The following is a 20,862-nucleotide window of genomic DNA, read 5'->3' as shown; positions in this document are numbered from 1 at the left end:
ATGCAGAAGAAGCGACTCGGCCAAAGCGATATCCATATCAGCCAGATCGCACTGGGCACCATGACCTGGGGTGAACAGAACAGTCGGGAAGAAGCTTTCGCACAGATGGACTATGCCCGTGAGCACGATATCAATTTTTTCGATACCGCCGAGCTCTATGCCATCCCCCCCAGAGCAGAGACCTATGGCGCTACAGAGGCAATCATCGGCGCATGGTTCAAAAAAACAGGGCGGCGTAGCGAGGTGGTTCTTGCCTCCAAGGTGTGTGGCCCGACCGCCTGGTGTCCTCATATTCGGGAGGGCAAAGCCAGACTCGACAAAAGCAACATTATCGCTGCCTGCGACGCTTCTCTGCAACGGCTGCAAACAGACTATATCGATCTCTACCAGACCCACTGGCCGGAACGCAGCACCAACTACTTCGGCAAACTCAACTACCAGCATGAGGAGGAGTCCTTCACTGCCATAGCAGAGACACTGGAGGCGCTCTCCGGGCTGGTAGAGGCTGGCAAGGTGCGCCACATCGGTATTTCCAACGAGACACCGTGGGGAGCCATGCAATACCTTCGCTGCGCTGAGTTGATGGGGTTATCACGTATCGTTTCGATTCAAAATCCCTACAACCTGCTCAATCGCTCCTTTGAGGTCGGTCTGGCCGAAATCGCCTGCCGTGAAGAGGTGGGGCTGCTGGCCTACTCTCCGCTGGCCTTTGGCGTGCTCTCCGGAAAATATCTGAACAACGATCCTCCGACAACGGGACGACTGAGCATGTTCGGCCACTACACCCGCTACTCCAATCTCTACGGCAAACTGGCTACGGCAGCCTATGTTGAGGTTGCCCGCAAACATGATCTGAATCCGGCTCAGATGGCTCTGGCATTTATCCGGCAACAACCGTTTGTAAGTTCTACTATCATTGGAGCCACCACGATGGCGCAATTGATTGATAATATTGCCAGCCATGAGGTTACGCTTTCAGATGAGTGTTGTGCCGATATTGAATCGGTATTCCGGCAATACCCTAACCCCTGCCCATGATCCTCAGGCAGAGCGACACAAAGCCATCTCCATTTTCGTGCATTTGCTACAACAGCGGGCATAATTGGCGGCAATGAATCGTCGTCCCATCAACCTTATCCTGGCCCTGTTGCTGGCAGCCCTGCTCTCTGCATGTGCTACGGCACAGAACAACTACGATCCGATTCAGCCGGTCAACCGCGTCACCGACAAGGTCAATGATGGCATTGACCGGGTAACACTCAAACCTGTCGCTCAGGGATATACCGCAGTGGTACCAAAACCGATGCGTACGGCTGTATCCAATTTTTATGACAATGCCACCTACCTCAACACCGTGCTCAATGATTTCCTGCAGGGTAAAGGCGGACAGGGTTTTCAGGATCTGTTTCGATTCCTGATCAACACATCGCTTGGCATTGGTGGCCTGGTCGATGTCGCCACACCGATGGGGCTGGTGCGGCATGAAGAGGATTTCGGGCAGACGCTTGCTGTCTGGGGCGTTGATAAGGGCGCCTATCTGGTTATTCCACTGCTCGGCCCGAACTCTGTCCGAGATGCGCCCGACTTCATCACCGCAACAGCAACCGATCCACTCTTCTGGGCATCCCTCGTGGTAGCTCCTGTGGTGACCATTCCATTGACAGTGCTTAAGTATGTGGACAAACGGGCACAGCTGCTTGATGCCTCGGATATGCGCGATGAGTTGGCGCTGGATCCCTATGTCTTCACACGTGAAGCGTGGCGACAGAATCGTGAATACAACATCCACGATGGTAATCCACCCAAGCCTCAGCAGAGCGATGATGAGCACTGGGAAGAGGATGAGTGGGGCAGCAATGATCAAAAAGGCGGTGATGGCGACTGGCAAGAGGATGAGTTCGACACTGCCCCTGTCGCTGCTGAACCGAAAACCCGCATCAGCATGCAGGGTGCCTCTACCGATGCATCTGCCATGCACGCCAAAGCAGAGACCTCTGATCTGATGGCTGTGGAAGTTGAAGCAGCAGCCCGGGCTGAAAAAGTGGCGGCAACAGCAACAGCGGATCAGATGTTTATGATTAACCTCATCTCATTTGAGTCTGAGGTGGGAGCAGCAGCAGAGCAGGGACGACTGGCCCGAGAGGGTATCGAGTCCCGCATCAACCGTGTGGATGTCAATGGCAGAGTCTGGTTCCGGCTGGTCAGCAGCGCGAATTTCAACATCAATGATGCCAGAGTAAAACTTAAAGAGATCAAACAGCATCCGGGCCTTGCAAGTGCCTGGCTGGAACCGGCCCCTTCTAAATAAAAAAGAAATCAGCAGTAGTCTCTGCCAGCGGGGCAGTCAAAAAGCGTGCTCCCTTTAATCTACAGTGAACTTAAATAAAGTGGTTGCGTTTATATCCTGCTGGCGCGATGGCGCAGCAGATGATCAGCCAGCACCAGTGCCAGCATCGCTTCGGCAATCGGTACGGCGCGAATGCCCACGCATGGATCATGACGACCCTTGGTAACAATATCAGTCTCATTGCCATGAATATCGATCGTGGGTCGGGATGTGAGAATGGATGAGGTCGGCTTCAGTGCCATACGGGCACGGATCGTATCTCCATTGGAGATGCCACCGAGAATGCCACCGGCATGATTACTCTGGAAACCGCTGGCACGAATCGCATCACCAAACTCAGAACCTCTGGCCTCAATACAGCGCATACCATCGCCAATCTCTACCGCTTTCACCGCCGGGATATTCATCAGCGCCTTGGCAATATCAGCGTCGAGCCGGTCAAACACAGGCTCACCAAGCCCCGGAATCATGCCACGTGCTTCAACGCTAACACCGGCGCCAATAGAGTCGCCCGTTTTGCGCAATGCGTCCATAAATGTGGCCATCTGCTCTGCCGCAACGGCATCAGGACAGAAGAATGGATTATTGCCGATCTCTTCAGCATCAAAATTGGCAGCATCGGCTCTCACCGGGCCGATCTGATCAACCCAGCCCAACACTGAAATCCCTGACTGTTTCAGGAGCTGTTTGGCCACCGCGCCTGCCGCCACACGTACAGCTGTCTCACGCGCAGATGAGCGACCACCGCCGCGATAGTCACGGCGACCATACTTCTCAAAGTAGGTGAAATCAGCATGGCCCGGACGGAACTTATCCATGATATCGGAGTAATCCTTGCTGCGCTGATCGGTATTACGGATCAGCAGCCCGATCGGACAACCCGTGGTTATGCCTTCAAAAACACCGGAGAGAATCTCCACCTCATCCGCCTCGCGGCGCTGGGTGGTATATTTGGACTGGCCGGGTTTACGGCGATCAAGATCAGGCTGGATATCAGCCTCTGAAAGCTTGATGCCTGCAGGGCACCCCTCAACGATGGCAACCAGTGCCGCCCCGTGTGATTCGCCTGCAGTGGTAACCCGGAAGATCTGACCGGTAGAAGAGCCTGACACCGCTTATTCCGCGCCCGTATCACCAGCGCCGATATGGAAACCGGCGTCAACATAGTGCAGCTCACCGGTGACACCGGAAGCCAGATCAGAGAGCAGGTAGACTGTGGTATTACCCACCTCATCCTGGGTCACATTACGCTTGAGCATGGCACCACGCGCACTCTTCTCCATCAGTTTACGGAAATCGCCAACTGCTGATGCTGCCAGCGTACGGATAGGGCCTGCGGATACAGCGTTAACACGAATGCCATCAACACCGAGATCCTGAGCCAGATAACGTGTTGAAGCCTCCAGTGCAGCCTTGGCCACACCCATCACTCCATATCCAGGCACAGCACGTTCAGCGCCCAGGTAGCTCATCGTCACCATGCTGCCACCCTCTTTCATCAAAGGTGCTGCACGCTGGGCACAGGCAATAAAGGAGTAGGCTGAGACATCAAGCGCCAGCTGAAAATCTTCACGTGTTGTGGTTGAAAAACGATTCTGCAGAGCGTCTTTGTTGGCGTATGCAATTGAATGAACAATGAAATCGATTTCACCCCACTGCTCTTTCACCTGCGCAAAAAAGGCGTCGATGCTCTCTTCCTCAGAAACGTTCATTGGCGCGATAATCTCAGCACCAAGGCTCTCCGCCAGTGGACGAACCCGTTTCTCCATCTGTTCACCAAGATAGTTAAAGCCCAATGTCGCACCTTCGCGCTTGGCTGCCTGCGCAACCCCCCATGCGATGGATTTGTTATTGGCCACACCAAGAATAAGACCTTTTTTACCTTCAAGAATTCCCACGAACAACTACCTCTCACAGTTCTTTGGCCGAAATAGTATCAGTAGCTTTTCAAAAGCGCACGCAAATGGCGTTGCAGATCATGTTTTTTCCATAACCGTCCACTGCCATAACAGGCGGTTTCCCACTGCTGCACAAAACCGTTCCACTGCTCAGGGGCAACACCTTCGGGCAAATCAGCATGTCGCAGAGGCTGATATGGCTGACGGACCACGCCACGGCGGCGCAACCAGCGATCAAGCTCAGAGCACAACTGTTCGCGTTGTGGCCTGCGCAGTCGCAAGCGCAGCTGCGCTACAGAGCGACCCAATAACAGCATCACTCCGATGGTCAGTGCTGCTGCAAGCAGCCAGTTGCTGTAGAGCCTTACACTCTGCCAGAGCGATGTAAGAAAATTTAAGCGATCGGAGTTCTGAAACTCAAGCACATAACGGTACCAGCCGAGCCTGGCTGACTCCCAGAGCTGATCGAGGGTTGGAAACTGAAGATCCAGCAGACCGTCACGCAGTGATGGCGTTGCATCAATCCGCTGCCAGGAACCTGCCAACCACACCTCACTCCAGCTATGGGCATGCAATGCCCTGATCTGTAAAAAGTTCCCCACCTCATTCCAGTCGCCACCCAGATATCCATTCACCACGCGAGAGGCAAAACCGAGCTGCCGTGCTGCCAGTGCCATTGTGGTGGCATAGAGCTCACAGTGTCCTGACTTAAGCCTTAGAAACGAGGTTATAGGCCGCTCTGCATCGATGGCTGCATTGAGATCATACTCCCAGCCTCGCAACTCACTGGCGATGCGCTCTAGCAGCACCTCGGGGGCTTCCCCACTGGCGACAAAAGGCTGCAACCAGCGACGCAACTCATCCGGGATTTTATCCCGCTCGCGCTCCCGGTGCTGGGGTCTCCCCGTCCCCTTAAGCTCTGCAGCCATCGCCACATCCATCAGTAATCGCAGTCGCCGGGATGGCGCACGGGCAAACTGAGCCGCTGCCGCCCCGTCAAAGTGAATCGCCTCGGGAATATCTTTTATCCGCAACAAACCTTCGGGCAGCTGGATATAGGCGTGATCACTGGCTTCGCGATACAATGCCAGTGACAGCTTGTTGCCATCCGCAACCACCAGATCTTTACCTGCAGCAATTTGAAACTGGTGGCGACCAGCGACCTTCTGCCAGCCATGGCCGGTAAAACGGGAGAGCACAGCACCGCGCCAGTAGCGACCCACCGCCCATCTGCGAAATTGTTTGATGCCATCTGCTGAGTCATCCAACGGCTCCACCCGCATGACAACCCTGCTATCGAGTGTGCGGGCAAAATCCCCCAGCTGTACCAGGTCGGAGAAACCACTGGTCTGCAGGCGCGGCTGGGTACCCTTGAGCAGCGAGTGAAATTCAAAGCGCGGCAGTGCTACAAACAGCAGTGCTGTGATTGCCACCATCAGCAGCATCCATCCCCCCTCCTTGCGCACCGGCACTGCAGGCAGATCACCTCCCGGCCAGTTGATACTGTAGAGACAGGCCGCTGCCCGCCACAGGAACCACATCATCAACAGTAACGGAACCACATACAGAACAGAGTCGGTCAGTACGGCCGCAGCCAGCACCAGAAACAGCCCCACCAGCATGCGGTGCAGATGATTACGCGGCGTGGCCGCTTCAACAACAATGGCAAAGGAGAGAATCAGCAGAAAGTCGGTAAACGCGACAATCAACTCCCGACCGAAAACAAGTTCAAGAATAACCCAGCCGAAACCCAACCAGCCGACGATACTCGCCTGCATCTCGCTCAGATGCAGCGATGGCCCTCGCCACAGGCGCAGGGTTGCAGCCACCGCAGAAAGCAGCCAGTAGAAGGGGGACACGAAATCAGAGAGTGCAAGGGCAGCAACGCCACACAACAGCACAGCCAGCGTCAGTCGCTCGGCACGCAGCAGCGCAGCATCGTGGCGCAGATCAGCGCTCATCACTGACCGCCAGCAGCAATCCGCCATCACCGGCTGCCGGAGATGTTTCAGGTACAGCAGCGGCAATAGCCCGCTGCAGAGCGCCTGATTGCATCGACGCTGTCACTGCAAACTGCTCCTGCCCCAGAAACAAAGTGCTATCTCCACGCTGCTCCAACACCCAGAACCAGACCCGCCCGAGCAGACGTTCAAAGGCTGCAGCCTCTGCATGAGCCGGCATACGCAGATCAACGCGCAATACTGATTCTGGCCTCTGCGCAGCATCAAAAGCAAAACGCTTCACCCGCCAGTCAGAGAGCTCTCCCGATGCCTTACGCCAGTGCACCTGCGACAAAGCATCACCCGGCGTATAGAGACGCAGATCGTGCCACTCATCACCACCAAAACGCAGTTCATTTGAAGCGGCGCTGGCATTCAGGCCTTCAGCCTGCCAACTGACAGGTTCAGGCATCACCACGATCTCTCCACTATCACCGCGCTGTAACTCAAGCAGAAACAGCCCCAGCGGTGCAGCACTGCTCAGCCTAAGCGAATTGCAGCGGTAGAGGCCCCGCCGTTGCGCCTGTATTCGCCCCTGTAGAGAGAGCCGCCCGGCCTCACAGCGGCCAAGCAGAGAAAAATCCCCGTCATCATAGCACCACTGGATGGCGACAACTGCTGCAGCCGGAAAAAGAAGCTCTCCCTCTCTGCGCACAATCGTCACATCACCTTGCTGCAACTGCGGCAGCATGGACGCCGGATCGGGAAAAGATTTTAATATATGTCGCGTTTGCAAAAGAGCGGCCACACTTATCGCCGTGATCATCGCACCACTGAGATAGAGCAGATTGTTACCGGAATAGAGTGCCGCCGCCCAGAGTCCAACCAGTGCAGAGAAAAAGACAAAACCCGGTCGCGTAAACCCCAGCCTCCAGCCCCGGCCAAGCGGAATGCGGATGGCAATCAGCAGATCCAGAACGCGTAAGAGCCAGCCGGGAAGTTTCAGATCAGCAGGATCGTATGCCACGGAATATCCTGTTTAGATTGCTCAGGCCGGAACAGCCACACTTTCCAACAGCGCGATCAGGGCCTCGCGGCTATCACCAACAGCCACAACACGATGCGCAAGGCAGGGTAACCAGACACGCTGGATATCTGCCGCAGTGACATAGCTCTGACCAGCCAGCCAGGCCTGAACACGTGCGGCATTGATCAGATCGTGCCCTGCACGGGGGCTGATCCCCTGCTTCAGCCATTCGCCGTTGCGACTCTCCTGCAGCAGTTTCAACAGATAATCGAGTAGCAGCTCGGAGACATGAAGTTCGGCAATGGCCTGACGTGCAGCCATGATATCATCCCAGTCGGCAACCGCCCTAAGTCCGGACAGACGCCCCTGTCCCGCCTCATCCAACAGCACCTTGCGCTCTGCTTCACGATCGGGATAACCGATAGAGATACGCATAAAAAAGCGATCAAGCTGTGACTCAGGCAGCGGAAAGGTGCCCATATGCTCGCGGGGATTCTGAGTAGCGATAACAAAGAAGGGTTGCGGTAGCTGACGGGTCTGCCGCTCAATAGTCACCTGCCCTTCAGCCATTGCCTCAAGCAGTGCCGATTGTGCCTTGGGTGTAGCGCGATTTATCTCATCAGCCAGCACGATATGATTGAAAACCGCTCCCGGATGAAAGACAAACTGCTGCTTGAGCGGATCGAAAATCTCCACACCAACAATATCTGCAGGCAGCAGATCGGCAGTAAACTGGATACGTCCGAAATCACTCTGCAGACTATTGGCCAGAGCATGCGCCAGCGTTGTTTTACCCACACCGGGAACATCTTCAATAAGCAGATGACCACCTGCCAGCAGCGTGATCAACAGCTCTCTGATGGCATCATCCTTACCCGCCAGTACCGATGCCAGCTGATCCTGAAGGGCTCTAATCTTCTCATCTCCAGTTTTCACATCTTCCTCCCGCCACACTGCTCAGCTTCAATGGCTTCCATCTGCGCATCACTGAAGCCAAAATAGTGACCAATCTCATGAATCAGCACATCACTTATGCAGGCCTCAATCGTTTCACCACTCCTCTGCTGCATAGCCAGAATAGGGATGCGGTAGAGATGAATAAAATCGGGCAACGTCCCTGAATCAACCGCCTCACGCTCGGTGATCGGACGCCCCTCATAAAGGCCAAGCAGATGGTACGGGGAGCGAATATCCATCGCGACAAGTTGCTGCTCAGGTGCAAAATCCTCGATCACAACCACCACGTTCTGCATCAGTTTGAGAAAACCTGCAGGCAGGGCGTTGAATATATCCTCGGCGATGGCTCGAAATGTCTCTTCATCCATGCAGGAACTGTAGCAGAAAAGTCCCTGTACAGGAGCCACTTGCAAGGGAGCGCCTGCCTCCCACCCTGTTCGTGTGCCTGATCACATCTTCAACATCCGCGCTTCGTCAGATTATACCCTATCTCAAGCTGGTAAGGAGGAGATATGTCACATTCATCGTTTTTTGAAAAACAGGATCACTTTGCAACACGCTCCGGTGCTATGGTCTGGTTTCTCTCCGGCATTGGCATTCTACTGTTTCTGATGCTGATCGGCCTGATCTTCATGAAATAACACGCCGTTCATCATCCATAAAAAAAGAGGCCGGAAACCCAGCCTCTTTTTTTGTTTTCGACAGGAAAACTTACAGATTTACCACGATTCGCCGGCAATATCTCTGCCTTCAGCCTTCCAGGCGGCAAAACCACCGCTCATCGACTGCACATTACTAAACCCCATCTGCTGCATGGTGGCTGCTGCCAGCAGACTACGCACACCACTGGCGCAGTAGACGATCACTGCCTGATCCCTATCCTGCAGCTGCGCTTCACGATGCGGGAAGTTCAAATCGGCTTTGGCCTCCAGCAGACCACGCGGCACATTGATCGCTCCCGGCAGATGTCCTTCACGCACTTCACCCGGTTCACGCACATCCAGCAGCAGCACACCGCCTGCAGCGATAGAGTCCTGCGTATCCGCCGTACTGACCTCTTTAACCGTCAGCCTCGCTTCGGCGGCAAAATCCATTAATCCCTTGGCCATGATTCATCTCCTGAGTTGGGGCCTGTGAACAGGCCTAATAAAATTTAGAGCAGCTTAGCAAAGCAGATCAGCTACTGCATCCCTGAATGATGGATACTTCAATTGCGGCAACAGCTCAGCATGCAACAGCTGGTTGGATACACGCTTGTTATCACGGAAAAACTCCAGTGCCATCGCTGAGAGCTGCGCCTCTCCCTCATCTTCACTTAACAGCTGCGGTGCTGGTGCGCCGATCAGCTGAGCCAACGCAGTAACATAATCAGCATGCGGCAGCGGCTCATCATCGGCCAGATTAACAATACGCCCGGCCCTTGGTTTCTGCATTGCCGCCATCACTGCTGCCACAATATCATCAACATGAATGCGGCTGGAGTAGTGTGGTGGCTGCCACGCCACAGCTTTGTAATCGCCTGCCTGCAGGCGAGCGAAGATATTGCGCTCAGGCCCGTAGATACCGGCAATTCTGAACACTTCGGCAGGCAGACCGGAGGTTAGCCAGCACTGCTCGGCAACCAAACGCTGGCTGCCCCGCGTACTGGTCGGATGACATGCATAAGCCTCATCCACCCAGTTGCCATTGGCATCGCCATAAACGCCTGTTGTAGAGAGGTAACCCGCCCATTTCAGGCGAGCCGCCTTCAAGGCAATCACCGGCAACCACCGAGCTTGGGATGCGCTCATGCCCTGCTCACTGCGGGTCAACGGAATCGAGTCGACGATAGCATCGACCGATGCCAACAAACTGTCGGAGAGATCAGACGGGCATCCGGCCACTACAGCCTTCACGCCTGAGCTGGTAAGTTGGGTGGCACGCTCAGCATTACGGGTCGTAGCGGTTACCGAGATACCCTGTTGCAGGCACTGCTGAGCCAGTCGCTCACCCACATACCCGCAACCCAGAATCAGCAGCTCTTTTACCGGTTTCATCATGGCAGCCAGCTTACATCGCACCACTTCCAGAGGCCACAGCCACGACTTAATCAGGCGTAGAACTGTTTGCCAGATCACAGAAACAGGAAGACAAAGCTCCCAGCATCCACCTCTGCCTGTCGCAGAAGATCGCGAATCAGGGCAACAAGGAGTGACTCATGAACAGACTCATCCAAAAGGGCGTGACCTCACTGATGGTGGTAGTGATGATTAGTCTAAATATGCAAATCCCTCTGGCTCATGCCGCCATGGTTAGTACAGATCAGATCATCGCGCAGCAGCAGAGCAGTCAGCAGCGTGAAAAGGTAATTGCGTTCCTCAATCGTGCCGAGGTGCAGCAGGAGCTACAGCTTCACGGCGTTGCAGCTGATGATGCCGTAAACCGTGTGGCTCACCTGAGTGATCAGGAGGTGGAGCTACTGGCCGGAAAGATTGATCAGCTGCCTGCCGGAGGCATTGTCGGCACACTCATCGGTGCAGCCCTGTTTATCTTTGTGGTACTACTGATCACCGATATTCTTGGATTTACAGATGTCTATCCGTTCGTGCACAGCCATGGCCATTAACAGAGCAGCATTCACCCGCCTGATGGCGGGTGTCTGCCTGATCACTCTGCTTGCGGGTTGCACAGCAAAACAGAGCGCAGCACTGTTAGAGGCAAAACCGGCTGAAATCACGGCCGCCTCCCAGCTGGAGGGTGTACCGTTTTTCCCGCAACTTGATTATCAGTGTGGTCCGGCATCGCTGGCTATGGCGATGAATTTCGCCGGTGTAGAGGTCGCACCTGATGCGCTGAGGCGTCAGCTTTTCATTCCCGGCAAGCAGGGCTCGCTACAGGTTGAGATGCAGGCTCTGCCGCGTCATTTCGGGCTTCTCGCCTACCCTCTTGCGCCACGGCTGGTCGATATCTTCAAAGAGATCAAAGCCGGTCATCCTGTCATTGTACTGCAGAATCTTGGTCTGAAGATAGCACCGCAGTGGCACTACGCTGTGGTAACAGGTTATGATCTTAATATGCAGCAGGTCACCCTGCACTCAGGTGATGCCCCGAACTACCGGATGCCACTCTCCACCTTTGAACGCACATGGGTTAGAGGTGGCTCATGGGCCATCGTCGTGTCAGCAGCCGGAAGTGTACCTGCCGGTGCCCGGGAGCAATCCTATCTGCGCTCTGCCGTAAACCTTGAACAGGAGGGCAAGGCTGATGCTGCGCTCAAAGCCTATGAAGCGGCAGCAAAACGCTGGCCGGACTCTCTGGCAGCATGGATGGGACTGGGTAATATGCGTTATGCTAGGATGGATCTGGATGGGGCTGCGGCGGCTTTCAGTCACGCCGCAAAGATTCACCCCAATGCTGCCGAACAGCTGAATAACCTTGCCCAGGTGCGCCTTGAGCAGGGGCAGTATGATGCGGCCATGCAAATCATTGAGCAGGCCGTGCAACTCGATGGTGACGCTCAACTCTACCAACAGACCCGATCAGAAGTGCTTCGCATACGTGCAGCAGAGCTAAAAAGGAAACTTCCCTCTTCTGCAAATGCCGCTGTCGACAATAAGCGGATGAATCAGGATAATGCGCTGCTATAATTCTGAATAACCGGAGTAGCACATGAACATCCTGAATCTCATCCTCTCAATTATCCTGCCACCGGTTGGTGCGTTTTTGCAGGTTGGCGCAACCAAACATTTCTTCATTAACATCATCCTGACCCTGCTCGGCTTCCTGCCAGGTGTAGCCCACGCTATCTGGCTGGTTGCCACCAACCAGAAGGGATAATTATCCCTCTACTCCGCCCTTCGGGGCTCATGCCATGAATGGTTCCAGCCCTAAACTGAGAACCGCGCTGTTGCTGTTGCTGGCCAGCGCCCTGTTCTACGGCATATCCTTTGTGAAACTTCCCGGCGTTGACCGGCTTGCTGATGATTACTTCAGCGAATCGATCAAAGCTGCCACTATCGCTTATGCCACCACACGCGGTGTGAATGCTGTAGTTTCTGTGGTCAAAGAGTCACATCTGGAACTGGCTCCGGCCGGGGTCGGCATCACCATCGCTGTCGGCCAGATTCTTGATCCGATTGATGATATGACCGAGCGCCTCTCATCGGTGCTGGTTGCAGCCATCGCCTCACTCGGCATCCAGAAGCTCGGCTTTGAGATCAGTGAAGCCATCTCATTTAAAGCCATTGCCATCCTGTTGCTGCTGGCTATCCCTCTGCTCTGGATGGGTGGCGCAACCGTGACGCCGCTTCTACAGCTGGCGATAAAGTTCAGTCTGATCCTGCTACTGCTGCGTTTTATGCTGCCCGCTTCAGCGATGATCAGTGATTCACTATATAGCAACTGGCTGCAGCAGGGCATGGATGAGTCGATGCAGAAACTCTCTATCGTCTCTCAAAACTATGATGAGATGAGCAGCATGGCGCCTGAACAGAATCAGGGGTTTCTCTCCTCAATGACTGCCGGTGCCACAGACAAAGTAGAGAAAACTCGGCAGGCTTTTTTAAACATGGTTGAGAATGCTGAAAATATTGTCTCTTCCCTGCTTAATCTGATGACCGCGTATCTAACTATCTTTATCGTACAGATTCTGCTGCTGCCGCTAGCTATGCTCTGGTTACTCACGGCCCTGTTCAAAAGCAGAACAGTGGATGAGATGACAATATCCCTGACCGACAGGCTCAGGCCCGAACTAAACTAGACCTCACCAGCTAATCAAAGGTTAAGATCATCGTCATGAGCGGCTATCACAACCTGCCGGAAAGAGTGTAAACCCAGCGCAGGCAGTTGAAAGCAGGACAACCGACAGGTTCACAACCGCAAAAGAATTAACTTCCCAGTCACTGCCATGAACAGTCAGGATTGCAGACTTGAAAGTTTTGCAGCCATCGTGAGGAACCATGAAAAAAGTATTTAAATTAATCCATCCGAAAATCAAATATGCCAGACTCATCGATGCTGTCCGCTGTGACATCAAAAAATATATCAAACGTGAGCGCCTCAAAGAGCTGCCAGAGGGATATGATCAGTGGGATTTCGACTGCAAATTCGGCTCCACAGCAGATGAGGCTGAGGTCGTTCAACTGGCCGATATCGGCAAACAGATCAATGCCGCCGAAGCCGGGCAGCTGGACTCCCTCTACATCGAAATCCTCGCCAAACCTGCGCACAGGAGTGACTCCCCCTACTCACCTGCTGCCGACGACTAAAACCCATGCCATTTGATTTAGCAGTTATTGATCTCGACAACACACTCTATGCCGCTGATAACGGGGTATTTGCACGCATGGACAAGCGCATGACCGCCTTTGTTGCCAAAGAGCTGGAGGTTGATCCCCAAGAGGCGGATCGATTGCGGGTGAAATACTGGAAAGAGTACGGCACCACGCTGCGCGGTATGATGCTGCACCACGGCATGGAGGCCGAGGCCTTTCTGCACGATGTGCACGATATTGATGCCCATGAAATACTTAAAGCTGACTATGAGCTGGATGATGCACTGGCACGACTGCCCGGACGCAAGGTGATCCACACCAACGGTATCCTTGAACATGCCGAGCGTATTCTTGATGTGCTTGGTATCGCCCATCACTTTGCGGCGATCTACGACATCCGTTTTAACAACTACATACCCAAACCCAACAAAGAGACATTGGCGATGCTGATCAAAGCGGAAGGGGCTTCACCTGATCGGACGTTAGTGGTCGATGACATGGCGGACAATCTCAAGGTCGCCCGTGAACTGGGCTGCAAAACCGTATGGATCACCCACGAACCCGATGGCCACTGGGATTATCATATCCCCCACTTCCATCAACTTCCCGAAGCGCTTAAGAGATAAAAAAGCCCCCGGCGCGAACCGGAGGCTTTTTTAATTACAGAGGTTGTCTCTCAACCAATCTATTCTACTGATTCATGCGATCGAAGAACTCAGCGTTATTCTTAGTCGTGCCAAGTTTATCGAGCAGGAACTCCATCGCGTCGATTGATCCCATTGGCGAGAGAATCTTGCGCAGAATCCATACCTTCTGAAGATCTTCACGCGGCGTGAGCAGCTCCTCTTTACGGGTTCCGGATGGAGCGATATCAATCGATGGGAACACACGCTTATCGGTAAGCTTACGCTCCAGTTTGATCTCCATATTACCGGTGCCTTTGAACTCCTCAAAGATCACCTCATCCATCTTCGAGCCGGTATCAACCAGTGCGGTTGCAATAATGGTCAGAGAGCCGCCACCCTCGATATTTCGGGCAGCACCGAAGAAACGTTTTGGCCTGTGCAGTGCATTGGCATCCACACCACCGGTAAGAATCTTGCCTGAGGATGGTACAACCGTGTTATAGGCGCGTGCCAGACGGGTGATCGAATCGAGCAGGATCACAACATCCTTACCTGTCTCAACCAGTCGCTTGGCCTTCTCAATCACCATCTCGGAGACCTGAACATGACGCTGTGCCGGCTCATCAAAGGTGGAGGAGACAACCTCACCCTTCACCGAGCGTTTCATATCGGTCACCTCTTCAGGACGCTCATCAATCAGCAGAACAATCAGCTCCACTTCAGGATGGTTGGCCGCGATAGAGTGGGCAATCGACTGCATCATCACTGTTTTACCGGTACGTGGTGGTGCTACCAGCAGGGCGCGCTGTCCTTTACCGATAGGAGATACGATATCGATAATACGACCGGTAATATCTTTACGGGTCGGATCCTCAATCTCCATATGCAGACGCTCATTCGGATAGAGCGGTGTCAGGTTATCAAACAGCACCTTGGTACGGGCCTGTTCAGGAGACTGACCGTTGGTGGTATCAACCGTTTTCAGTGCAAAATATTTCTCACCACGGCGCGGGGCACGAATCTCACCGGCAACGGTATCACCCTTACGCAGGAAGAAGCGACGAATCTGATGCGTGGAGACATAGACATCATCCGGACCTGAGAGGTAGTTGGCATCAGGGGAGCGCAGGAAACCGAAACCATCGGGCAGAATCTCCAGCACACCCTCGCTGTAGATGGTGCCTGAACGCAGGCCATGCGCACGCAGAATGGCTGAGACCTGCTCCTGCTTACGCATACCTGCGGCATTATCGATATCATACTGATCGGCAAGTTCGAGGAGTTCGGTAGGTGTTTTGGCTGAAATCTCTTTCAGGTTAATTGTAACGCCTTCCATCTCATCGGAGATCTTCTCTTCACCATCATCACGACGCGGGCGTTTGTTACCGTTATTGTTATTGCGGTCACCCTTCTTCCAGCGTGGTCGTTTGCCATGCTCATGCTGCTCTTCTCTGGTGGACTCAGTCGTTCTGTTGCCAACAGGTGCCTCTTCACCCCTGGACTCAGTCTCAGCAGGTTTTGCCTCATCCTTACGTGGTCTGCCACGTCGCTGGGATTTCACTTCCGCTGCAGGCTCAGCCTTTGCAGGTGCGGCCTCTCTCTTGGTAGTTTCAGCGTTCACAGGCGCAGATTCAGAAGGTGTGGCCTCAGCTTTTACCGCTGCAGTCTTCGCTTTAGACGGTGCTGATTTGGCCTTGGCCACTTTAGGCTCAGGAGCATTGGCCGGAGCGACCACTTCAACTGCAACCTTGCGTGGCCTGCCACGACGGCGAGGGTTCTCCTCTGAGGATTTTACCTCAGAAGTTCCCACTTCCTGTGGTGCTTCGATTTCATTAGACATGAGTTACTCCAGATGAAGAGACGGGTCAAACACAGGGCTGAGACGTCTTCATTGAATTGCTGATTGGTGACAAATCGTTTCAGATAACCGGAACGCCGGAGAAGGCCGGCAACGGATGCATTGCTAAATGCGCATGCTTCCTGTGTCAACCCTGAGAGCCTACCCTATAGCAAGCAACTGCAACAGCCCCTTTAAGCCAATGCCTGAAAGACAAATTTCGCCGTTGATGCTACTGCTCCAAATCAGCCCTGTCGTTGACAGCACTAGTAGGCTTTGTACTCAGCCACTCTCTCCAGCACCAGTTGATCATTGATGTTTCTCCACGCACCATCTTCAGTGGCAAGCCAGATTTCAGCCAGGTAGCGGCCATATTTGCCTTTTTTATCCTTCAGGGTCTCAACCAGAATCACTTTGCCGTCGATCAGTTCTCGTAAACGATCCCTGGCGATCAAACCTTCAGCCCGTTCATCACCACGCAGCTCCGGGGCATTGATACGATGCAGGCGCAGCTTCTCCCCATGTTTCCAGATCCCAAGCCCGAGATCAATATCGACGGTGCAGGTATCACCATCATAAACAGAGGTGACTCTGGCATGGTAGTGAAAGGGTGTAGGTCTGATCTGTGACATGGCAATCTCCAGCGCTGTTTTGTTTACAGTGTAGCAGATATCTTCCGGTGCAGTGCGACCACCTGCTGCTGCAGCTCGGCAAGGGAGCCGTTGTTCTCAATCAGCCAGTTCGCCTCTGCCCTGCGCCTCGCATCACTGCACTGGCGCGCCACAATGGTGACAAAAGCCTTCTCATCACGATCACCCCGAGCCAGCACCCTTTGCAGGCGCAGGGACTCATCAGCAAGCACAACAATCACACCATGCATGCGCCCTGCCCCTCCGGACTCAAGCAGCACCGAAGCCTCGATAATCACATAATCTGCCTGCTGCTGATCAAGCCAGAGCGCCTCCGCCTGCCAGATCAACGGGTGCATCAAGGCGTTCAATCGTGCTGTCTCCTCAGCACTGCCAAAACAGTGGGCGGCAAGGGCTGCGCGATTGAGAGAGCCATCGCGATTGAGCATGCTTTTGCCAAAAGCCTGGATGAGTTGATGCAACCCGTCCGAACCGGGAGCAACCAGTTCATGCCCTACCCGATCCAGATCCAATACCGGCACGCCAAGCGATTCGAACACCGTTGCAGCACTGCTTTTGCCGCTGCCGATACCGCCGGTAAGACCAATAGCGATCGGCCTTGTCACAGCTTCATACCAATCAGGCCTGCATACCAGTTGAGAATGTCAGCACCGGCAACAAACCAGATCATGCCCGCCACTGCCAGATAGGGGCCGAAAGGGATCTCTGCGCGCATGCCACGTCTGGAAAGCAGTAGAAAGATCGAGCCGATCACCACCCCGGTTACGGATGATGTGAGAATGATAAATGGCAGCGCCTGCCAGCCCATAAAAGCGCCTAGCATGGCCAACAGCTTGAAATCGCCATAGCCCATTCCCTCGCGTCCGGTGATCAGCAGGAACAGGCGAGCCACCAGCCAGAACAGCCAGTAACCGACCAAAGCTCCGATCAGCGCCGCCTGCCAGTCACCGATCCACCATGAAAAAAGAAGCCCCAGTGCGATACCGGGAAAGGTGAGTGCATTGGGCAATAGCCCTGTCTCAAGATCAATCAGGGTCAGAATCCAGAGCAGGAAAAACAGCGTAATGGCAACCAGCAGTATGGGTATGGGGCCATAAAGCCATGCCAGCCCTCCCCAGCTTACCCCCATCAGCAACTCCAGCAGCGGGTAGCGCCATGAGATCGGTGAAGCGCAGTGGCGGCAGGCACCTTTAAGCAGCAGCCATGAGAGCAGTGGCACATTATCACTTAGCGCTATCGGATGGTCACAGGCAGGGCAGTGGCTGGCAGGAAAGGCAATCGACTCGCGGCGCGGAATCCGGTGCACACAGACATTGGCAAAACTGCCAAAGATCAGCCCTAACAGAGAAGCAGTGATAATAAACAGCGTCACTCTTCGGCTCCGGATAGACCAAGTTTTTTCAATCGGTAGCGCATCGAGCGGAAGCTGATACCAAGCTCCTCTGCTGCGCGGGTAATATTACCGCCGGTTTTGCTCACAGCCTCTTCTATCAGCTGCCGCTCCATCGTCTCCAGCCAGCTATCGAGATCGATCTTCTGCTCCTGTAGGCGCGACAGTGAAACCTCGGCTTCAAGCTGTTTAACGGCATAGAGTTCATTAAGCAGGGCAGCATCCAGATCACCACTTTCAGAGAGTGCGAGCATGCGCTGCAACAGGTTCTCCAGCTCGCGCACATTGCCCATAAAGGGGAGCTCACAGAGTCGGCTCAGGCAGCTTTCACTCAGTCTGGAGCGCCCCCCGCTCCACTGCCGGACAATCGCTTTTGCAAGTTCGGGAATATCCTCGCTGCGCTGACGCAGCGGCGGCATATGCACCGGCACCACATTGAGCCGGAAAAAGAGATCCTCTCTAAAATCACCCTTGCGCACCTCAGCCTCAAGATCGCGATTGGTAGCCGCAATAATGCGCAGATCAACGGCGTGCTCATGATCATCACCAACGCGGCGCACAGAACGCTCCTGCAGCACACGCAGCAGCTTCACCTGCACTGCCAATGGCATCTCACCCACCTCATCGAGAAAGAGCGTGCCACCATTGGCCGCCTCAATAAGTCCATTGCGATCATAATCGGCACCGGTAAATGCACCTTTGCGGTGGCCGAACAGCTCCGACTCAAACAGTCCGTCAGGAATAGCTCCGCAATGCACAGGAACAAACGCTTCATGGGCTCGTGTTGATGAAGCATGCACATACCTTGCGGCAAGCTCCTTGCCGGTTCCCGACTCACCACTGATCAACACTGTAAAATCCGATAGTGCCGCCCGTCCAAGTCTGGAGCGCACCCGCTTCATCGCCTCAGAGACCCCGATAAGCATCTCATGTTTGCCGTTGGCAACCTCACTCTTCTGTTCAACAGGCGCTGCTTCGGCACTATCAGCCAGCGCCCTCTCTACAGCCGCTGCCAGCTCCTCCGCCGAAACCGGCTTGGTCAGATAGTCGAAGGCTCCCTCTTTCATAGCCGCTACAGCTGTATCGGCACTGGCATAAGCGGTAAGCAGCAGTATACGGGCATCCGGCTGCAGCTCTCGCCCCATACGAATTACCTCAAGGCCAGCATCACGCCCATCCATGCGCAGGTCAGTCAACACCACATCAAACACCTGACTATGCATCAGCCTCTGCGCCTCTTCCACAGAACCACAGCCGCTCACCTGATGACCCTGAAGGCTCAACCCCAGCGTAAGGATCTGCCTGGCGTTGGCTTCATCTTCAACCAACAAAATATCAGCCATCAGTTTCCTCCACGCTTATCTGTTTCTGACCTTCACCATCTCCGGAGTCACGCTCTGGCACAATAAAATCACTGCTTAAACAGGTGACGTTAAAACAGGTCATCCCGTCGCTGCTCATTACATCAATCAACCAGCTATTGGCCCGGCACACCTGCTGAACCGTCGCCAGCCCCAGACCAACGCCACGGGAGCGGCCACTGACAAACGGTTCGAACAATCTGCTTTTCACCTCATCTGCAACCATGCCGGGATTGCAGACCTTAAGGTTCCATCGCATGCCGCTGGCATGCATCTCTATACGAACCTCACCATGCTCATCCCTGTTGGCCAGTGCGTTGGAGAGCAGATTGTCCAGAAGCAATCTAAAATGGTCAGGATCCAGCTGCAGACGACCGGCATCACACTGCCAGTGCACATGTTCAGCACCACCCATCTCAACCTGCTTTACAGCTGCTTCTATAAGCTCGGCAACTGCAACCGAAACCGGTACAGGACGCAGCGGTTTGGAGTACTCAAGCATCGTCGAGACCAGCCTGTTCAGGCGCAGCATCTCATCATGCATGATATGTTTGATATTGATATCCCTCTCTGCATCCATACCGATAAACTCCAGCCCCTGTGCCATCGTCTGAATCGGATTTCGTATCTCATGTGCCAGCATGGCCGCCATCTGCCCCAGAGCGGCCATCTTCTCCTGCTGCATGAGCTCCCCCTCCAGTTTGCGAACCTCACTGATATCAACCAGCGTCAACAGCCAGGTCGCATCCGCTCCCGCCTCTAGGCGGGTGACCCGCACCAATAGCACCTTATCATCAAAGACATAGTCACACTGATATGAACTGTGATTTGGCTGCTCAAAATAGCTTTTAAGTTCAGAGGCAGCTAACAGGGCCTCCAATTTCAGAGAGCCGAGTAACCGTTCAGCAGCCCCGTTCATATCGGAGAGCTGCAGCCCCTCATCAAGCACCACCATCCCCTCATGCATCGACTGCATTACCCGATCATAGAGATCCTTTAGCTGGCGATGGCGGCGCACCGCATGATCGCTGGTGGCACTAAGCGCAGCATGGCGTCTGGATATGTAGGCCATGACACCACCAACCAGCAGCAGTGCGGAGACCTGTAGCAGTGTTTTGAGTGACTGTTGAAAGTCGAGCAAATGCTGATCAGCCAGCCAGGCATCACCATTGACTGCAGCCAGATAGCTGATACAGGCAATCACAGCAACCAGTTGCGGCAGCAGGCGCATGGCGTGCAGGCCGGAGGCGATAATGATAAGACCAGAAAGGAACGCGAATGGACTGGCCACACCACCGGTGACAAAGATCAGCCCCCCTGCAAGCAGGGCATCTGAGCCATAACCGATCAGATACTGGTTGCGCAGAGCCACATGGCTATAGGTCAGAACAGCCTGAACAACCAGCAGAACAAGAAACAGCACACCACAAAAGAGCAGCATCTGCTTGTGAAGGGCTCCGGCATCATCATAAAACCAGGTAGCAATAATCAGAGAGATGATGGCTCCGGCCAACACTCTGAAATAGATCAGTGACATGGGTAGATCAGCAGCCTTTTCTCATGCTGCCAGATTACTG

General features: G+C 54.2%; 23 protein-coding genes. 9 read left to right on the top strand and 14 right to left on the bottom strand.

Annotated features, from left to right (window positions below; genetic code table 11):
• Together F3F93_RS04310 and F3F93_RS04305 are read left to right on the top strand one after the other, a co-directional pair.
• Positions 1-1,038 carry an NADP(H)-dependent aldo-keto reductase gene (locus tag F3F93_RS04310; RefSeq protein WP_176957944.1) on the top strand — a complete coding sequence of 346 codons (1,038 nt, stop codon included), beginning with the start codon at positions 1-3 and terminating at the stop codon, positions 1,036-1,038.
• A gap of 73 nt (positions 1,039-1,111) precedes the next feature.
• Complete coding sequence (locus tag F3F93_RS04305) at positions 1,112-2,308, top strand: VacJ family lipoprotein (RefSeq protein ID WP_176957943.1); 1,197 nt, start codon at positions 1,112-1,114, stop codon at positions 2,306-2,308.
• A gap of 89 nt (positions 2,309-2,397) precedes the next feature.
• On the opposite strand, the gene aroC is transcribed toward F3F93_RS04305, so the two are convergent.
• Genes aroC through F3F93_RS04275 form a run of 6 tightly spaced genes read right to left on the bottom strand, consistent with a single transcriptional unit; the run spans position 2,398 to position 8,537 of the window.
• Positions 2,398-3,459: a chorismate synthase gene (gene aroC / locus F3F93_RS04300; RefSeq protein ID WP_176957942.1), complete on the bottom strand. Its 1,062-nt coding sequence runs from the start codon at positions 3,457-3,459 to the stop codon at positions 2,398-2,400.
• Positions 3,460-3,462: 3 nt separating this feature from the next.
• Positions 3,463-4,245 carry an SDR family oxidoreductase gene (locus tag F3F93_RS04295; protein WP_176957941.1) on the bottom strand — a complete coding sequence of 261 codons (783 nt, stop codon included), beginning with the start codon at positions 4,243-4,245 and terminating at the stop codon, positions 3,463-3,465.
• A gap of 38 nt (positions 4,246-4,283) precedes the next feature.
• Entirely contained in the window at positions 4,284-6,206 is a 1,923-nt protein-coding gene (locus F3F93_RS04290) for a DUF3488 and transglutaminase-like domain-containing protein (RefSeq protein WP_176957940.1), read from the bottom strand.
• On the bottom strand, positions 6,196-7,212 hold the full coding sequence (locus F3F93_RS12725; protein WP_176957939.1) for a DUF58 domain-containing protein: 1,017 nt from the start codon (positions 7,210-7,212) through the stop codon (positions 6,196-6,198). The genes F3F93_RS04290 and F3F93_RS12725 overlap by 11 nt, the downstream gene beginning before the upstream one ends.
• Before the next feature lie 21 nt (positions 7,213-7,233).
• Positions 7,234-8,148 (bottom strand): AAA family ATPase, encoded by a 915-nt coding sequence (locus F3F93_RS12720; RefSeq protein ID WP_176957938.1) that lies wholly within the window; start codon positions 8,146-8,148, stop codon positions 7,234-7,236.
• Positions 8,145-8,537, bottom strand: a complete 393-nt coding sequence (locus F3F93_RS04275) for a metallopeptidase family protein (RefSeq protein ID WP_176957937.1) — start codon at positions 8,535-8,537, stop codon at positions 8,145-8,147. The genes F3F93_RS12720 and F3F93_RS04275 overlap by 4 nt, the downstream gene beginning before the upstream one ends.
• Before the next feature lie 144 nt (positions 8,538-8,681).
• Here F3F93_RS04275 and F3F93_RS12595 point away from each other — a divergent pair, with 144 nt between their 5' ends.
• A complete protein-coding gene (locus F3F93_RS12595) occupies positions 8,682-8,810 on the top strand; it encodes a hypothetical protein (RefSeq protein ID WP_277816505.1) in 129 nt (42 codons plus the stop codon).
• Between the two features lie 78 nt (positions 8,811-8,888).
• Here F3F93_RS12595 and F3F93_RS04270 read toward each other — a convergent pair whose 3' ends face one another.
• On the bottom strand, positions 8,889-9,278 hold the full coding sequence (locus F3F93_RS04270) for a rhodanese-like domain-containing protein (protein WP_176957936.1): 390 nt from the start codon (positions 9,276-9,278) through the stop codon (positions 8,889-8,891).
• A gap of 54 nt (positions 9,279-9,332) precedes the next feature.
• Positions 9,333-10,286 carry an SDR family oxidoreductase gene (locus tag F3F93_RS04265; RefSeq protein WP_347239194.1) on the bottom strand — a complete coding sequence of 318 codons (954 nt, stop codon included), beginning with the start codon at positions 10,284-10,286 and terminating at the stop codon, positions 9,333-9,335.
• A gap of 80 nt (positions 10,287-10,366) precedes the next feature.
• Here F3F93_RS04265 and F3F93_RS04260 point away from each other — a divergent pair, with 80 nt between their 5' ends.
• The 6 genes from F3F93_RS04260 (at position 10,367) to F3F93_RS04235 (ending at position 14,047) form a co-directional block, all read left to right on the top strand.
• Complete coding sequence (locus F3F93_RS04260; RefSeq protein ID WP_176957935.1) at positions 10,367-10,774, top strand: PA2779 family protein; 408 nt, start codon at positions 10,367-10,369, stop codon at positions 10,772-10,774.
• Positions 10,740-11,795 carry a PA2778 family cysteine peptidase gene (locus F3F93_RS04255; RefSeq protein WP_241696962.1) on the top strand — a complete coding sequence of 352 codons (1,056 nt, stop codon included), beginning with the start codon at positions 10,740-10,742 and terminating at the stop codon, positions 11,793-11,795. The genes F3F93_RS04260 and F3F93_RS04255 overlap by 35 nt, the downstream gene beginning before the upstream one ends.
• Positions 11,796-11,817: 22 nt before the next feature.
• Positions 11,818-11,985 carry a YqaE/Pmp3 family membrane protein gene (locus F3F93_RS04250; RefSeq protein WP_176957934.1) on the top strand — a complete coding sequence of 56 codons (168 nt, stop codon included), beginning with the start codon at positions 11,818-11,820 and terminating at the stop codon, positions 11,983-11,985.
• Between the two features lie 34 nt (positions 11,986-12,019).
• Complete coding sequence (locus tag F3F93_RS04245) at positions 12,020-12,907, top strand: hypothetical protein (RefSeq protein WP_176957933.1); 888 nt, start codon at positions 12,020-12,022, stop codon at positions 12,905-12,907.
• A 199-nt stretch (positions 12,908-13,106) separates the two neighbouring features.
• Positions 13,107-13,415, top strand: a complete 309-nt coding sequence (locus tag F3F93_RS04240; protein ID WP_176957932.1) for a DUF6172 family protein — start codon at positions 13,107-13,109, stop codon at positions 13,413-13,415.
• Between the two features lie 5 nt (positions 13,416-13,420).
• Positions 13,421-14,047 carry a pyrimidine 5'-nucleotidase gene (locus F3F93_RS04235; RefSeq protein ID WP_176957931.1) on the top strand — a complete coding sequence of 209 codons (627 nt, stop codon included), beginning with the start codon at positions 13,421-13,423 and terminating at the stop codon, positions 14,045-14,047.
• A 64-nt stretch (positions 14,048-14,111) separates the two neighbouring features.
• Here the strand turns inward: F3F93_RS04235 and rho are convergent, their stop codons facing one another.
• The 6 genes from rho to F3F93_RS04205 form a co-directional block, all read right to left on the bottom strand.
• Positions 14,112-15,383: a transcription termination factor Rho gene (gene rho, locus F3F93_RS04230; protein WP_241696984.1), complete on the bottom strand. Its 1,272-nt coding sequence runs from the start codon at positions 15,381-15,383 to the stop codon at positions 14,112-14,114.
• Positions 15,384-16,150: 767 nt separating this feature from the next.
• The gene (locus F3F93_RS04225) at positions 16,151-16,516 is read right to left on the bottom strand and encodes a thermonuclease family protein (RefSeq protein ID WP_176957929.1); all 366 of its coding nucleotides are present in this window, start codon (positions 16,514-16,516) and stop codon (positions 16,151-16,153) included.
• A 23-nt stretch (positions 16,517-16,539) separates the two neighbouring features.
• Positions 16,540-17,139, bottom strand: a complete 600-nt coding sequence (gene coaE / locus F3F93_RS04220; RefSeq protein WP_176957928.1) for a dephospho-CoA kinase — start codon at positions 17,137-17,139, stop codon at positions 16,540-16,542.
• Positions 17,136-17,906: a prepilin peptidase gene (locus F3F93_RS04215; protein WP_176957927.1), complete on the bottom strand. Its 771-nt coding sequence runs from the start codon at positions 17,904-17,906 to the stop codon at positions 17,136-17,138. Before F3F93_RS04215 ends, coaE begins: the two co-directional genes overlap by 4 nt.
• Positions 17,903-19,267, bottom strand: coding sequence for a sigma-54 dependent transcriptional regulator (locus F3F93_RS04210; RefSeq protein WP_176957926.1), 1,365 nt, complete (start codon positions 19,265-19,267; stop codon positions 17,903-17,905). Before F3F93_RS04210 ends, F3F93_RS04215 begins: the two co-directional genes overlap by 4 nt.
• Entirely contained in the window at positions 19,260-20,822 is a 1,563-nt protein-coding gene (locus F3F93_RS04205) for an ATP-binding protein (protein ID WP_176957925.1), read from the bottom strand. The genes F3F93_RS04210 and F3F93_RS04205 overlap by 8 nt, the downstream gene beginning before the upstream one ends.
• Positions 20,823-20,862: the final 40 nt, after the last annotated feature.

It is taken from the genome of Mariprofundus sp. KV, from assembly GCF_013387475.1.
Lineage (GTDB): Bacteria > Pseudomonadota > Zetaproteobacteria > Mariprofundales > Mariprofundaceae > Mariprofundus.
The sequence above is the reverse complement of the archived record's forward strand: the minus strand, read 5'-3'. Positions and strand labels throughout refer to the sequence as shown.

Bases quoted from the DNA above. Each gene is read 5' to 3' on its own strand.
- F3F93_RS04310 (WP_176957944.1), top strand. From the start codon at position 1: ATGCAGAAGAAGCGACTCGGCCAAAGCGATATCCATATCAGCCAGATC.
- F3F93_RS04305 (WP_176957943.1), top strand. From the start codon at position 1,112: ATGAATCGTCGTCCCATCAACCTTATCCTGGCCCTGTTGCTGGCAGCC.
- F3F93_RS04290 (WP_176957940.1), bottom strand. From the start codon at position 6,206: ATGAGCGCTGATCTGCGCCACGATGCTGCGCTGCTGCGTGCCGAGCGA.
- F3F93_RS04275 (WP_176957937.1), bottom strand. From the start codon at position 8,537: ATGGATGAAGAGACATTTCGAGCCATCGCCGAGGATATATTCAACGCC.
- F3F93_RS12595 (WP_277816505.1), top strand. From the start codon at position 8,682: ATGTCACATTCATCGTTTTTTGAAAAACAGGATCACTTTGCAACACGC.
- F3F93_RS04270 (WP_176957936.1), bottom strand. From the start codon at position 9,278: ATGGCCAAGGGATTAATGGATTTTGCCGCCGAAGCGAGGCTGACGGTT.
- F3F93_RS04260 (WP_176957935.1), top strand. From the start codon at position 10,367: ATGAACAGACTCATCCAAAAGGGCGTGACCTCACTGATGGTGGTAGTG.
- F3F93_RS04255 (WP_241696962.1), top strand. From the start codon at position 10,740: ATGTCTATCCGTTCGTGCACAGCCATGGCCATTAACAGAGCAGCATTC.
- F3F93_RS04250 (WP_176957934.1), top strand. From the start codon at position 11,818: ATGAACATCCTGAATCTCATCCTCTCAATTATCCTGCCACCGGTTGGT.
- F3F93_RS04245 (WP_176957933.1), top strand. From the start codon at position 12,020: ATGAATGGTTCCAGCCCTAAACTGAGAACCGCGCTGTTGCTGTTGCTG.
- F3F93_RS04240 (WP_176957932.1), top strand. From the start codon at position 13,107: ATGAAAAAAGTATTTAAATTAATCCATCCGAAAATCAAATATGCCAGA.
- F3F93_RS04235 (WP_176957931.1), top strand. From the start codon at position 13,421: ATGCCATTTGATTTAGCAGTTATTGATCTCGACAACACACTCTATGCC.
- rho (WP_241696984.1), bottom strand. From the start codon at position 15,383: ATGGAAGGCGTTACAATTAACCTGAAAGAGATTTCAGCCAAAACACCT.
- F3F93_RS04225 (WP_176957929.1), bottom strand. From the start codon at position 16,516: ATGTCACAGATCAGACCTACACCCTTTCACTACCATGCCAGAGTCACC.
- F3F93_RS04210 (WP_176957926.1), bottom strand. From the start codon at position 19,267: ATGGCTGATATTTTGTTGGTTGAAGATGAAGCCAACGCCAGGCAGATC.
- F3F93_RS04205 (WP_176957925.1), bottom strand. From the start codon at position 20,822: ATGTCACTGATCTATTTCAGAGTGTTGGCCGGAGCCATCATCTCTCTG.